Genomic DNA, 12,627 nt, shown 5'->3' with positions numbered 1-12,627 from the left:
TAGCCTGAGCGCATGACGCGACACGACGGACGGACCGCCGACCAGCTGCGCACGGTGCGCATCACCCGCAACTGGCTCGACCACGCCGAGGGGAGCGTCCTCGTCGAGTTCGGCCGCACCCGCGTCCTGTGCGCCGCCTCCTTCACCGAGGGCGTCCCGCGCTGGCTCAAGGGCAAGGGCACCGGCTGGGTCACCGCGGAGTACGAGATGCTCCCGCGCTCGACCAACACCCGCAGCGACCGCGAGTCGCGCCGCGGCAAGGTCGGCGGCCGCACCCACGAGATCAGCCGGCTCGTCGGCCGCAGCCTGCGCGCGGTCATCGACACCGCCGCGCTCGGCGAGAACACCCTCGTCCTGGACTGCGACGTGCTCCAGGCCGACGGCGGCACGCGCACCGCGGCCATCACGGGCGCCTACGTCGCGCTCGCCGACGCCATCGCGGACGCCCGGGCCAAGGGCCTCATCGCCGCCGGGGCGCAGCCGCTCACCGGCTCGATCGCCGCCGTGAGCGTCGGCGTCGTCAAGGGGGAGCCGGTGCTCGACCTCGACTACCCCGAGGACTCGACCGCCGAGACCGACATGAACGTCGTGATGACCGGCGACGGCCGCTTCGTCGAGGTGCAGGGCACCGCCGAGGGCGTGCCCTTCGACCGCGAGCTGCTCGGCCGACTCCTCGACCTCGCGACGACCGGGTGCGCCGAGCTGACCCGGGCCCAGTCCGAGGCGCTCGACGCCCCGGCCCGCGAGCGCGTGCTGTGACCCGCCGCGTCGTCCTCGCCACCCGCAACGAGCACAAGGTCCACGAGCTGCGGCAGATCCTCGCCGGGCTCGTCGACGAACTCGGCCTCGAGATCGTCTCGGCCGCCGAGGTCGGCGGTCCCGACGTGCCCGAGACCGAGGTGACCTTCCTCGGCAACGCGCGCCTCAAGGCCGTCGCGCTCGCCGAGGCCACCGGCCTGCCGTCGGTCGCCGACGACTCGGGCCTCGCGGTCGAGGTCCTCGGCGGCTCGCCCGGCGTGTTCTCGGCCCGCTGGTCCGGCTCGCACGCGGGCGAGGGTGCGCCGCGCGCGGAGGTCGACCGCGCCAACCTGTCGCTCCTGCTCGAGCAGGTCGCCGACGTGCCCGACGAGCACCGGTCGGCGGCCTTCGTGTGCGCGGCCGTCGTCGCGATGCCCGACGGCCGGGTCGAGGGTGTCGAGGGACGCGTCGAGGGCGCCATCGTCCGGGCGCCACGCGGCACGAACGGCTTCGGGTACGACCCGGTCTTCGTGCCGACCGGTGACACCCGGACGCTCGCCGAGTACACCGACGTCGAGAAGAACGCGATCTCGCACCGCGGCAACGCCTTCCGGGCGCTCGAGCCGGTCCTGCGCGGCCTGCTGGCCGTCGACGGCCCCGCCTGAGCGCAGCGGCGGGCAGGGCGCCCCGACGGCGGGCGGGGCGCCGATACAGTGGTCCCCGCGCGCGAGTGGCGGAACTGGCAGACGCGCCAGATTTAGGTTCTGGTGCCTTCGGGTGTGCGGGTTCGAGTCCCGCCTCGCGCACCACGCTCCTCGTCCCAACCGGGGGTCAAGACCGCCCCGGAGACACGCCCGGGCCGGGTCAAGCCCGCCCTACGGGACCTCAAAGAGTCGGTCAGGTTGGTCCGGTCGCGTTGCGACAGAGCCCGACCCGTGATGACGGTGGATGTCGGGCCCTTCGCGGGCCCTGTCAGAGCACCGGCCACCCCCGGTGCAGCCGACCCCTCAGGAGCACACCGTGAAGCACCGCAGCACCGTCATCGGCGTCCTGGTCGCGACCGCGGCCCTGGCCCTCGGCCCCGTCGCCGCGGCCGACACCCGGCCCGCGCCGGCGCCCTCGACCGGCGGCACCTCCGGATACACCCCGAGCCCCGCCGACGACGCGCAGAACGCACGCCTGCAGGCCATCGTCGACCGGGCCCTCGAGCAGCGTGAGAACGACGAGCGCAAGGGCATCAGCGACCGCGTCGCGGCCACGGTCGTCTACTACTCGACGAGCGGTGCCCCGTCGTTCCGGACCGAGATCTCGCAGTCCGCGCAGATCTGGAACTCGTCGGTGGGCAACGTGACGCTGCAACCCACCTCGAGCGGCGCCGACCTCGTCTACCGCGAGGGCAACGACCCGCGCGGCTCCTACGCGCAGGTCTACGGCCCGGGCAGCGGTTCGGTCTTCCTCGACTACTCCCAGAACCAGACCTACGACAGCCTGCGCGTCACCGCGCACGAGACCGGGCACATCCTCGGCCTGCCGGACAACTACTCCGGCCCGTGCAGCGAGCTGATGTCCGGCGGCGGCCCCGGCCCGTCCTGCACCAACCCCTACCCGAACGCGCAGGAGTCCGCGGAGGTCGACGCGGTCTTCGGCGGCGGCTTCGCGGCGCCGGGCCTCGCGGCCGCGGCCTTCGCCCCGACGCGCTGACCCCGACCCGGCTGCCGTCCACCACGCCGACCGGCGTGGTGGACGGGGCCCGGGCGGTCCGGGCGGCTCCTCCCCGACGGCGGGGCCGTACGGCGCGGTAGGTTGACCGGAACGGACCCGTTCCCCCACCCGCAGGAGTGCAGGACATGAGCGCGAGGCTCGAGGCCGGCGACGCCGCCCCCGACTTCACCCTTCCCGACGACACGGGGAAGGACGTGACCCTGAGCGACCTGCGCGGCCGCAAGGTCATCGTCTACTTCTACCCGGCGGCCATGACCCCCGGCTGCACGAAGCAGGCCTGCGACTTCAGCGAGTCCCTCGACTCCCTCGCCGCCGACGGCTACACGGTGCTCGGCATCTCGCCCGACGCACCGGCCAGGCTCGCGCGCTTCCGCGAGCGGGACGCGCTGACCCTCACCCTGCTCTCGGACGCCGACAAGGCCGTCATGACCGCCTGGGGCGCCTTCGGCGAGAAGAAGCTCTACGGCAAGGTCGTGCAGGGCGTCATCCGCAGCACGGTCGTCCTCGACGAGGAGGGCACCGTCACCCACGCCTGGTACAACGTCAAGGCCACGGGCCACGTCGCCAAGCTGCGACGCGACCTGGGGCTCGAGGGAGCGACCCGATGAGCCAGACCCCGTCGATCAGCCAGCTCGAGGCCGAGGTCGTCGCCCGCCGCGAGCGCCTCGCCCACACCGTCGACGAGCTCGTCGGCCGCGCGACCCCCAAGGCGATCTTCCAGCGCCAGAAGGAGGCCGCCCGGGCCCGCTTCGCCGACGTCGCGACCACCCCCGAGGGGGAGCTGCGGGTCGAACGCCTCGCGGCGGTCGTCGCGGTCGTCGCCGTCGTCGGGGGCGTCGTCGCCTGGCGGCAGCTCCGCAAGCGCTGACGTGGCCGCCGCGTCCGGCGGCCGGTCGCGGCTGCCCATCCGGATGCTCCACGACCGGGTGCTCGTGAGCCTCGAGGGCGAGGCGGGGGAGCGGCGCTCCGGCGGAGGCATCGTCATCCCGGCGACCGCGAACGTCGGCAAGCGGCTGTCGTGGGGAGCGGTCGTCGCGACCGGTCCCGGCGTGCGCCACGTCGAGCTCGGCGACCGGGTGCTGTTCGACCCCGAGGACCGCGCGGAGGTCGAGCTCGGCGCCGCCGAGTACGTGCTCCTGCGCGAGCGGGACCTGCACGCCGTCGCGGCCGAGCCGGCCGAGCCCGCGACCGAGGGCGGGCCCGGCCTGTACCTCTGATGGTCCCCGCCCGAGGGGGCGGTGCGCCGCCGCACGACGAAGGCCCCCCGGCTGACCGAGGGGCCTTCGTCGTCGTGCGTGGTGCGCCATCAGGGACTCGAACCCCGAACCCGCTGATTAAGAGTCAGCTGCTCTGCCAATTGAGCTAATGGCGCGCGTCGGAGACATTAGCAGCCCCCGTGCGTCGGAGCGAAATCGACCTCAGGCGACGGGGTCGGAGGGGCCGTCCGTGCCGGCGCGGCCGCCGCGGGCGAGCAGCACGCCCCCGCCGACGAGGAGCAGGAGCAGCACGACGAGGCCGACCGGCAGGAGCCATCCGGCACCGTCGGACGAGGTCTCGCCGGCCGCGACGTCCGTGGCGCTCGGGGAGGGCGTGGGGGTGCCGGCCGGCGTGGCGCTCGGCGAGGCGGACTCCGTCGGCGAGGGCGACGTGCTCGGCGTCGGCGAGGCGGAGGCGGCCTCCTGCGTCGTCGTGAAGGTCAGCGAGCCCGAGACCGGGTGGCCGTCGACGCTGACGACGCGGTAGGTGACCTCGTGCTCGCCGGCCGGGAGGTCGGCCGGCAGCGCCTGGGTCACCGTCGAGCCGTCGACCGTCGGCGCGCCGTCGGTCTCGTCACCGCCCGGACCCTCGACCTTGACCTGGAGGAACTCCTCGTTGACGTCCTCGCTGAAGGTCAGCGTCACCGCGTCCGCGGTCTTGACGCTGGCGCCGTCCTCGGGGGAGGTCCTCAGCAGCTGCGCGTGCATCGGGAGCGCGCTCGCGCTGCTCGCGAAGGTCGGCAGGGCGGAGGCCACGAGCCCGATCGTCACGAGGGCGACGAGGAGGACGGTGACGACGACGGACGCCTTGCGGGAGAACATGCGCCCCAGTCTCCCAGACCGACCCGGAAAGCCAGGAGAGGCCCGGAGCCGTGCGGCTCCGGGCCTCTCCTGTGTGTCCGGCGGACCGGACCGTGGGGTGAGCGACGGGACTTGAACCCGCGACCCTCGCGACCACAACGCGATGCTCTACCAGCTGAGCTACGCCCACCACGACGGGATCCGGACCTGCGAAGAGGCCCCGTGAGCCCGTGGCGCAGTTATCGTACCGGGTCCGCGGGGGTGGTCGTGACCACCCCCGGAACCTGCGCCCGTCAGTCGTCCGACGCGGTGGCGCCGGACGCCGCGCTCGCGGCCGACACCGGCGCCGAGTGGTCGACGACGTGCCGGGAGGCGAGATCGCGCAGCTCCTCGCTCGAGCGGCCGGGCGGGGCGACGAAGACGGCCTCGCGGTAGTAGCGCAGCTCGGCGATCGACTCGCGGATGTCGGCCAGCGCGCGGTGGCCGCCGCTCTTGGTCGGCGCCGAGAAGTACGCCCGCGGGAACCAGCGGCGCGAGAGCTCCTTGATCGAGGACACGTCGATGATCCGGTAGTGCAGGTGCGACTCGAGGGCCGGCATGTCGCGGGCGAGGAAGGCGCGGTCGGTCGCGACCGTGTTGCCGCCCAACGGAGCCCGGCCGGGCTCGGGCACCCACTGGCGGACGTAGTCGAGGACCATCCCCTCGGCGTCCTCGAGGGAGACGCCCGCGGCGAGCTCGTCGAGGAGCCCGGAGGTGGTGTGCATCCCGCGCACGAAGTCGTTCATCTGCTCGAGGGCGGCGTCCGGCGGCCGCACGACGACGTCGACGCCGTCACCGAGGACGGTGAGGTCGAAGTCGGTGACGAGCGCCGCCACCTCGACGAGCGCGTCGGCCTCGAGGGACAGACCGGTCATCTCGCAGTCGATCCACACGATGCGGTCGGTGTGGGTGCGGTCGGTGGTCGCGGACATGCTGGCCATGCTAGGCCGAGCCGACGCCGGTCCGGGCCCCGAACCCCGACTCCCCGCTAGGGTTCGGCGCATGAGCGGGGACCTCCGGGCGGCGCCGGCCGTGACGCAGCGGTCGGACCCGACGACCCGGTCGGCGCTGCGGTCCTGGGTGGTGGCGAGCGTCGCCGGCGTGGGGTTCCTCGTCGCCGCGCTCGTCGTGTCCGCCTACCTCGGAGCGACGTTCGGTCTCCAGACCGTGCTGCTCGCGCTCGCCGTCGCGGTCGTGCCGCTCGGGATCGTCATCCCCACCTTCCTCTGGCTGGACCGCTTCGAGTCCGAGCCGACGCGCTACCTCGTCGCCGCGTTCCTCTGGGGAGCGCTGGTGGCGACGCTCGTCGCGGCGGTGTTCAACACGAGCGCGATCGTGGTGCTGCGCAGCGCGACCGACCCCGACGCGGCCCTCGCGACGACCGCGGTGCTCGTCGCGCCCGTCGTCGAGGAGGCGCTCAAGGGGGCGTTCGTCCTCCTCGTGTGGTGGTTCCTGCGGCGCGAGTTCGACGGCGTGACCGACGGGATGGTCTACGCCGGCGTGACGGCCGCCGGCTTCGCCTTCACCGAGAACATCCAGTACCTCGCCCAGGCCTACACCGACGGCGGCCGTGAGGCGCTCACGGCGACCTTCGTGGCCCGCTGCCTGCTCTCGCCCTTCGCGCACCCGATGTTCACGATCCTCACGGGTGCCGGCATCGGGGTCGCCGCGACGAGCCGCTCCTGGGCCCTGCGGCTGCTGGCGCCCGTCGGCGGCTACCTCCTCGCCGTGGTCGCGCACGGCCTGTGGAACCTGGCGGCCGTGTCGGGCGGGACGGGGCTCGTCACCGTCTACGTCCTCGTCGAGGTCCCGGTCTTCCTCGCGTACGTCGCCTTCGTCGTCTGGGCGCGGCAACGGGAGGGACGCCTCATCGGCCAGTACCTGCGTCCGTACGCCGACGCGGGCTGGCTGACCCGGTCCGAGGTGTCGATGCTGTCCTCGATGGGCCGCCGGCGCGAGGCCCGGCTGTGGGCGCGGGCGAACGCCGGGACGCGCGGCCTGTCGGCGATGCGCGCCTTCCAGGACACCGCGAGCGAGCTCGCGCTGCTGCGGCGGCGGATGCACCACGACGCCGCGGACGAGCACGCCATCGGGCAGGAGCGCGAGCTGCTCGGCGCGCTGACCGCGCGGCGCGGCGAGTTCGTCGGCACCGCCGGCTGGTGATGGCAGGGTGGGCCGGGTGACCGCCTCCCTCGACACCGCCCACCGCCTCGGACCCGAGCTCGTCGCCCTGCGGCGGCGCCTGCACCGGATGCCCGAGATCGGGCTGCACCTGCCCGACACCCAGGCCGTCGTCCTCGAGGAGCTCGCCGGGCTCGACCTCGAGGTGACGACGGGGACGGGGCTGTCGTCCGTCGTCGCGGTGCTGCGCGGGCGGGCGCCGCACGAGGGGGAGCGCCCGGTGGTGCTGCTGCGCGGCGACATGGACGCGCTGCCGGTCACCGAGGACGTCGACGTCGACTACCGCTCCGAGCGGGTCGGGGCGATGCACGCCTGCGGCCACGACCTCCACGTCGCCGGGCTCGTCGGCGCGGCTCGGGTGCTGCACGAGCTGCGCGACGAGCTCGTCGGCGACGTCGTCCTCATGTTCCAGCCCGCGGAGGAGGGTCCCGGCGGCGCGGAGCCGATGATCGCCGAGGGGCTGCTCGAGGCCGCAGGCCGGCGGGTCGACGCCGCCTATGCGGTGCACGTCTACTCGGCCGACCACCCGCGGGGCACCTGGTTCGGCCGGCCCGGGCCGCTCATGGCCGCCGCCGACGAGCTGTTCGTCGACGTCCGCGGCGTCGGCGGGCACGGGTCGGCGCCGGAGCGGGCCAAGGACCCGGTGCCGGTGGCCTGCGAGATCGTCCTCGCGTTCCAGAACGCGCTGACCCGGCAGTTCTCCATCTGGGACCCGGTCGTGCTCACGGTCGGCAAGGTCGCCGCGGGGACGAAGGACAACATCATCCCGGACGACGCCCGCATCGAGGCGACGTTGCGGACGTTCTCGGCGCAGCAGCGGGCCAAGGCGCACGAGGTCTTCTCGCGCCTCGCCGAGGGGGTCGCGGCCGCGCACGGGCTGCGCGCCGAGGTGACCATCGCCAACGGCTACCCGGTGACCGTCAACGACGAGGCCGAGTTCGAGTTCGCGCGCTCGGTGGTGCTCGACCTGTTCGGCGCGCAGCGGTGGGCGGAGATGGCGAACCCCGAGGCCGGCTCCGAGGACATGTCGTTCGTCCTCGAGGAGGTCCCGGGCGCCTACCTCAACGTGTCGGCCTGCGCGCTCGAGGACCACACCCTCGCGGAGGACAACCACTCGCCGCGCGCCGCGTTCGACGACTCGGTCGTGCCCGACGTCGCCGCCGCGCTCGCCGAGATGGCGCTGCGGCGCTCGCGGGCGCTCGCCGGGGGCTGACCCGCCGTCCGGGTCGAGGTGATATCCGACCGCGAGCCGATCTCGTTTCACCTCGAACGGGGGGATGGCGCGTCGGGTCGAGGTGATACCCGACCACCAGCCGGTCTCTGTTCACCTCGATGCGGATGACGGGCGCCTCGGGTCGAGGTATCTCGCCGTCGTGAGGTGTCGGCCGGAGACCTCGACCGCGCTGGGGTGCCCGGTGGGTGCGCCTACGGCGGGTGCGCCCCCGGCAGGATCCGCCGTCGGGCTCTCCGCTCCTTCGTCGCGGCGAGCCCTCCGGCTCCCGTCGTCCCGCCGGGGTCGCCCGCTCCGATGCGCTCCACGCATCCGGACCGGCGCCCCCGGCAGGACTCGAACCTGCGACCTCGAGATTAGAAGGCTCTTGCTCTATCCAGCTGAGCTACGGGGGCCCGACGCCGTCGAGGCGCCGGCCCACAGTGTAGGGACCGCCCCGGACCGACCCGCACCCTCGCAAGAAGTGGGGACGGAGGCGCGGAGGGCGACCGAGACGCCAGGAGGACCGGAGCCGGCGGGGCGGGGCGGGCCGGTGGTCAGTCGGCGGTCGAAGCGCCGAGGGCGCACCGGGCCACGACCTCGTGCCGGGGCCGGTGGCCACGCTCCGTCGGCAGGTGCGAGTGGACGACGACGACCTCGTCGGCGATCCACTCCGGGCCGCGGTAGGTGTCGAGGACGCGCAGCCAGCGCGTCGGGTCGACCGGCCGCGGGAAACGCCCGAGGGTGAGGTGCGGCGTGAACGGCCCGCCCTCGGGTGCAGCGCCGACCACCGCGGCTGCGGAGCGCACGGCGCGCGACAGGGGCTCCAGCGCACCGCCGTCCTCCACACCGGCCCACAGCACCCGGGCGCGCGTGGGATCGGGGAAGCACCCTCCGCCCGCCAGGCGCAGCGTCAGCGGGGAGCGTTCTGCCGCAACGGACTCCACCGCATCGACGAGCGGTTCGAGCACGTGCGGCGGCATCCCGCCCGCGAACGCGAGCGTGAGGTGCCACTGGGCGGGAGACCCCCACCGCGGGCCCTCGACGTCCCGGCGGGGTTCGAGGAAGGAGTCGAGGTCCTCGACGACCTCAGGGGGCGGCAGGACCGCGACGAAGACGCGCACGAGCGACATCATCGTCCGCGGAGACGGGGAAACGCGGACCGGACACGGAGTCCTCTATAGGATTCGAGGGTGGGTGCGGACCGGGACGTGGAGGCCGTGGTCTCTGCCGTCGAGGGGCTGCGGACCGCGGTCGATGCGATGACCCTCCCGCTGGACGTCCCCGGACGGGACGCGGCGGAGGCCACGCGCCGCCAGCTGCTCGACCAGCTCGACGACTACGTCCTGCCCCGACTGCGCTCGCTCGACGCCCCGCTGCTCGCCGTCGTGGGCGGCTCGACGGGCGCCGGCAAGTCCACCCTCGTCAACTCCGTCGTCGGTGAGTCGGTGAGCCGCCCCGGTGTGCTCCGCCCGACGACGACGTCGCCGGTGCTCGTGCACCACCCCGACGACGCCCGCTGGTTCGAGGACGCCCGCGTCCTGCCCGGCCTGGCGCGCGTCACCGGCCACGACACCGGCGAGGACCAGCCCGGCACCGTTCGCCTCGTCCCCTCGCGGGCGCTGCGGCCGGGTCTCGCGCTCCTCGACGCCCCCGACATCGACTCCGTCGTCTCCGCCAACCGCGAGCTCGCGACGCAGCTGCTCGGCGCCGCGGACCTCTGGCTCTTCGTGACGACCGCGGCCCGCTACGCCGACGCCGTGCCGTGGGACCTGCTGCGGACCGCGGCCGACCGGGGCACCGCGGTCTCGGTGGTCCTCGACCGCGTCCCGCCCGAGGCCGTGGACGAGATCCGCCCGCACCTCGCGTCGATGCTCCGCGACCAGGGCCTGCCGACGGCCCCGATCTTCACCGTCCCCGAGACCCCGCTCGACGACACCGGCCGCCTCCCCGCCGAGGCCTTCGCCCGGCTGCGGGCCTGGCTCGAGGCGCTCGCCGGCGACGCGCGGGCACGGGACATCGTCGTCTCCCAGACGCTGCGCGGCGCCGTGGCCTCGCTCACCGGGCGGGCCGACGAGCTCGTCGCCGCCGGCCGCGAGCAGGACGCCGCCCGCGAGGCGCTCGAGGACGCCGTGACGGATGCCTTCGACGCCGGCCACCGGCGGGTCGCGGACGGGATGACCGACGGCGCGCTGCTGCGTGGCGAGGTGCTCGCCCGCTGGCAGGAGTTCGTCGGGACCGGTGAGTTCTTCCGTCAGGTGGAGTCCACGGTCAGCCGCTGGCGCGACCGCATCACCGCCGCCGTCACCGGTCGCACCGCGCCCGCCGAGGGCCTCGGGGAGGCGCTGCACACCGGCGTCGCCGCGCTGCTCCTCGCCAACCTCGAGTCGGCCGAGTCCGACACCGCCCGCACGTGGCGCCGGCTGCCCGGTGGGCCGGCCGTCCTCGCCGAGGTGCCGCCGGGGCCACGGGCGACCGGCGACACCTCCGACGTCGAGCGGCTGGTCCGCGACTGGCAGGGGGAGGTGCTCGAGCTCGTCCGCACCGAGGGCAAGGGACGGCGCACGAACGCGCGCGTGGCGGCCTACGGCGTCAACGCGATCGGTCTCTTCCTCATGCTCGTCGCCCTGGCCCAGACCGGCGGCCTCGTGGGGGCCGAGATCGGGATCGCGGGGGGCACCTCGGTGCTCGCCCAGCGCGTCCTCGAGGCCATCTTCGGCGACCAGGCGGTCCGCGACATGGCGGCGAAGGCGCGTGCCCGGCTGCTCGAGCTCGCCGACGAGCGGTTCCGGCAGGAGCGCGAGCGCTACGTCGGGGCGCTGGCCGCCCACGCTGCGCCGACGACGCAGGCCGACACCGTCGCGGCGGCCGCGGCCGGGCTGAGGGGGGTGCGGCTGTGAGCCCCCTCCTGATGGGCCGCGCCCAGGGCGCCACCGTGTCCCCCGAGCGCCTCGCCGCCGCCTCCGACGCCCTTGCGGCGGCCGTCGACGCAGGTGGCCGCGAGCTACCCGCGGCCGAGTCCGCCCGGGCGGCCCAGGTCGTCACCAAGGTGGGGCAGCGCACGGGGATCGCGGGCGGCCACACGGTCGTCGCGCTCGCCGGGGCCACCGGCAGCGGCAAGTCCTCCCTGTTCAACGCACTCGTCGGCGCCGACGTCGCCACCGTCGGGGTACGCCGTCCGACGACCTCGACCCCGACCGCCGCCGTCTGGGGCGACGAGCCCGCCGGCGAGCTGCTCGACTGGCTCGGGGTCGGCTCGCGCCACCTCGTCGAGGGGGAGGGACCGGGCGGTCAGCTCGGCACGCTCGACGGCCTCGTGCTCCTCGACCTGCCGGACGTCGACTCCCGCGAGACGCGCCACCGGGACGAGGCGTCGCGCGTGCTCGAGCTCGTCGACCTGTTCGTGTGGGTGACCGACCCGCAGAAGTACGCCGATGCCCGGCTGCACGACGACCACGTCGCCACCCTGGCGGCGCACGAGGCCGTGACGGTCGTCGTCCTCAACCAGGCCGACCGGCTCGCGGCCGAGGACGTCGCGCGCTGCCGCACCGACCTCGTGCGCCTCATGGAGCGGGACGGCGTCCCGGGCGCGACGGTCCTCGCGACCTCCGTGGCGAGCGGCGCCGGGCTCGACGAGCTGCGCCAGCGGCTGGCCAACGCCGTCGCGAGCCGGGCCACCGCCCGCGCACGCCTCGCCGCCGACGTCCGCTCCGTCGCCGGCGTCCTCGGGGGCGCGGTGGCCGACGCCGAGCCCGAGGTCGACGACGCGACCCGCGGCGAGCTCCTCGAGGCGCTGGCCCGCGCGGCCGGTGTCCCGACCGTCGTCGACGCGGTGGTGCGCGACTACCGGATGGAGGCCGCCTCCCGCACGGGGTGGCCGCTCAGCCGGTGGGTGCACCGGCTGCGGGCGCGTCCGCTGCGCCGCCTGCGCCTCGACGGGCGCGACGTCCGGGTGACCGAGTCCGACGTGCGCTCGGTGCTCGGGCGCTCGTCGCTCCCGCCGCCCACGCCGGCCGCGCGCGCCGCGGTCGCCCTGGCGACCCGCCGGGTCGCCGACCGTGCCGGTGGACCCCTGCCCGTGCCGTGGTCCGAGGCCGTCGAGCGCGCGGCGACGCCGGCCGGCCCCGAGATCGGCGACGCCCTCGACCAGGCCGTGGTCGGCACCTCGCTGCACGCCCGGCCCCCGGTCTGGTGGCGGGTCGTCGGTGCCCTGCAGTCGCTGCTGGCGGCCGCCGCGCTCGTGGGTCTGCTGTGGCTGTTCGCGTACGTCGTGGCCGGCTGGCTCCAGCTCGACACCCTCGTCCCCGACGTGCCGCGGGTCGGGGCGCTGCCGGTGCCGTTCCTCCTGCTCTTCGGCGGCCTGCTGCTCGGGCCGCTGCTCGCGCTGCTCGCCGCGTGGCTGGCCGCCGTGGGGGCTCGTCGTCGGGGCGCGGTGATGGACGCGCGCCTGCGCGCCTCGATCGCGCGGGTCGCCGACGCCGAGGTGCTCGGCCCGGTGCGGCTCGTGCTCGAGCGGCACGCGGCCACCCGTTCGGCCCTGCGCCGCGCCGCCGAGGTCTGAGCCGGCGCCCGCTCGGCCGCCGTCGTCCACAGGCCCGCTCCGCCACCGCCGTCGTCCACAGATCGCGCGCAGCCCGTTGTCGCCGTGCGCGGGGGCGTCGAGGGTGGTCCCGAGCGGTC

Annotated in this window: 13 protein-coding genes and 4 tRNA genes; 11 read left to right on the top strand and 6 right to left on the bottom strand. The window is 75.0% G+C overall.

Annotation, left to right across the window (positions count from 1 at the left end):
- Window positions 1–12 precede the first annotated feature (12 nt).
- The 7 genes from rph (at window position 13) to KMZ30_RS09485 (ending at window position 3,677) form a co-directional block, all read left to right on the top strand.
- Complete coding sequence (gene rph, locus KMZ30_RS09515; protein WP_173029423.1) at window positions 13–759, top strand: ribonuclease PH; 747 nt, start codon at window positions 13–15, stop codon at window positions 757–759.
- The gene (rdgB, locus tag KMZ30_RS09510; RefSeq protein ID WP_215512704.1) at window positions 756–1,403 is read left to right on the top strand and encodes an RdgB/HAM1 family non-canonical purine NTP pyrophosphatase; all 648 of its coding nucleotides are present in this window, start codon (window positions 756–758) and stop codon (window positions 1,401–1,403) included. Before rph ends, rdgB begins: the two co-directional genes overlap by 4 nt.
- 59 nt (window positions 1,404–1,462) lie before the next feature.
- Window positions 1,463–1,547, top strand: a tRNA-Leu gene (locus tag KMZ30_RS09505).
- A 211-nt stretch (window positions 1,548–1,758) separates the two neighbouring features.
- Window positions 1,759–2,439, top strand: coding sequence for a snapalysin family zinc-dependent metalloprotease (locus tag KMZ30_RS09500; RefSeq protein ID WP_308279710.1), 681 nt, complete (start codon window positions 1,759–1,761; stop codon window positions 2,437–2,439).
- Between the two features lie 146 nt (window positions 2,440–2,585).
- Window positions 2,586–3,068 carry a thioredoxin-dependent thiol peroxidase gene (gene bcp / locus KMZ30_RS09495; RefSeq protein ID WP_215512703.1) on the top strand — a complete coding sequence of 161 codons (483 nt, stop codon included), beginning with the start codon at window positions 2,586–2,588 and terminating at the stop codon, window positions 3,066–3,068.
- Window positions 3,065–3,328, top strand: coding sequence for a DUF3618 domain-containing protein (locus KMZ30_RS09490; protein ID WP_215512702.1), 264 nt, complete (start codon window positions 3,065–3,067; stop codon window positions 3,326–3,328). The genes bcp and KMZ30_RS09490 overlap by 4 nt, the downstream gene beginning before the upstream one ends.
- A gap of 43 nt (window positions 3,329–3,371) precedes the next feature.
- Entirely contained in the window at window positions 3,372–3,677 is a 306-nt protein-coding gene (locus KMZ30_RS09485; protein ID WP_215512857.1) for a GroES family chaperonin, read from the top strand.
- A 79-nt stretch (window positions 3,678–3,756) separates the two neighbouring features.
- On the opposite strand, the gene KMZ30_RS09480 is transcribed toward KMZ30_RS09485, so the two are convergent.
- The 4 genes from KMZ30_RS09480 to orn all read right to left on the bottom strand — a co-directional run bounded on the left by KMZ30_RS09480 (window position 3,757) and on the right by orn (window position 5,488).
- A tRNA-Lys gene (locus tag KMZ30_RS09480) sits at window positions 3,757–3,832 on the bottom strand.
- Window positions 3,833–3,878: 46 nt separating this feature from the next.
- A complete protein-coding gene (locus KMZ30_RS09475; protein WP_215512701.1) occupies window positions 3,879–4,538 on the bottom strand; it encodes a copper resistance CopC family protein in 660 nt (219 codons plus the stop codon).
- A gap of 93 nt (window positions 4,539–4,631) precedes the next feature.
- Window positions 4,632–4,707 (bottom strand) — tRNA-His (locus KMZ30_RS09470).
- A 103-nt stretch (window positions 4,708–4,810) separates the two neighbouring features.
- Window positions 4,811–5,488, bottom strand: coding sequence for an oligoribonuclease (gene orn, locus KMZ30_RS09465; protein ID WP_372447513.1), 678 nt, complete (start codon window positions 5,486–5,488; stop codon window positions 4,811–4,813).
- Window positions 5,489–5,558: 70 nt separating this feature from the next.
- Here orn and KMZ30_RS09460 point away from each other — a divergent pair, with 70 nt between their 5' ends.
- Together KMZ30_RS09460 and KMZ30_RS09455 are read left to right on the top strand one after the other, a co-directional pair.
- Window positions 5,559–6,719, top strand: coding sequence for a PrsW family intramembrane metalloprotease (locus tag KMZ30_RS09460; protein WP_215512699.1), 1,161 nt, complete (start codon window positions 5,559–5,561; stop codon window positions 6,717–6,719).
- Between the two features lie 16 nt (window positions 6,720–6,735).
- Window positions 6,736–7,950: a M20 metallopeptidase family protein gene (locus KMZ30_RS09455; RefSeq protein ID WP_308279709.1), complete on the top strand. Its 1,215-nt coding sequence runs from the start codon at window positions 6,736–6,738 to the stop codon at window positions 7,948–7,950.
- Window positions 7,951–8,289: 339 nt separating this feature from the next.
- Here the strand turns inward: KMZ30_RS09455 and KMZ30_RS09450 are convergent.
- Window positions 8,290–8,363 (bottom strand) — tRNA-Arg (locus KMZ30_RS09450).
- Between the two features lie 141 nt (window positions 8,364–8,504).
- Window positions 8,505–9,071 carry an RNA 2',3'-cyclic phosphodiesterase gene (gene thpR / locus KMZ30_RS09445; RefSeq protein ID WP_215512698.1) on the bottom strand — a complete coding sequence of 189 codons (567 nt, stop codon included), beginning with the start codon at window positions 9,069–9,071 and terminating at the stop codon, window positions 8,505–8,507.
- A 69-nt stretch (window positions 9,072–9,140) separates the two neighbouring features.
- Between thpR and KMZ30_RS09440 the strand changes: the two genes are divergently transcribed.
- Together KMZ30_RS09440 and KMZ30_RS09435 are read left to right on the top strand one after the other, a co-directional pair.
- On the top strand, window positions 9,141–10,847 hold the full coding sequence (locus KMZ30_RS09440; protein ID WP_308279708.1) for a dynamin family protein: 1,707 nt from the start codon (window positions 9,141–9,143) through the stop codon (window positions 10,845–10,847).
- Window positions 10,844–12,508, top strand: coding sequence for a YfjP family GTPase (locus tag KMZ30_RS09435; protein WP_308279707.1), 1,665 nt, complete (start codon window positions 10,844–10,846; stop codon window positions 12,506–12,508). Before KMZ30_RS09440 ends, KMZ30_RS09435 begins: the two co-directional genes overlap by 4 nt.
- The last annotated feature ends 119 nt before the right edge of the window (window positions 12,509–12,627 follow it).

Source organism: Phycicoccus mangrovi (assembly GCF_018729305.1).
Taxonomy (GTDB): Bacteria; Actinomycetota; Actinomycetes; order Actinomycetales; family Dermatophilaceae; genus Phycicoccus; species Phycicoccus jejuensis.
Note: the sequence above shows the minus strand (reverse complement) of the source record. Positions and strands in the feature narration are given on the sequence as shown.

What these genes read in the sequence shown, in the direction of transcription:
- KMZ30_RS09475 (WP_215512701.1), bottom strand. Translation starts at nt 4,538, where the DNA reads ATGTTCTCCCGCAAGGCGTCCGTCGTCGTCACCGTCCTCCTCGTCGCC.
- orn (WP_372447513.1), bottom strand. Translation starts at nt 5,488, where the DNA reads ATGTCCGCGACCACCGACCGCACCCACACCGACCGCATCGTGTGGATC.
- KMZ30_RS09485 (WP_215512857.1), top strand. Translation starts at nt 3,372, where the DNA reads ATGCTCCACGACCGGGTGCTCGTGAGCCTCGAGGGCGAGGCGGGGGAG.
- rph (WP_173029423.1), top strand. Translation starts at nt 13, where the DNA reads ATGACGCGACACGACGGACGGACCGCCGACCAGCTGCGCACGGTGCGC.
- KMZ30_RS09460 (WP_215512699.1), top strand. Translation starts at nt 5,559, where the DNA reads ATGAGCGGGGACCTCCGGGCGGCGCCGGCCGTGACGCAGCGGTCGGAC.
- bcp (WP_215512703.1), top strand. Translation starts at nt 2,586, where the DNA reads ATGAGCGCGAGGCTCGAGGCCGGCGACGCCGCCCCCGACTTCACCCTT.
- KMZ30_RS09490 (WP_215512702.1), top strand. Translation starts at nt 3,065, where the DNA reads ATGAGCCAGACCCCGTCGATCAGCCAGCTCGAGGCCGAGGTCGTCGCC.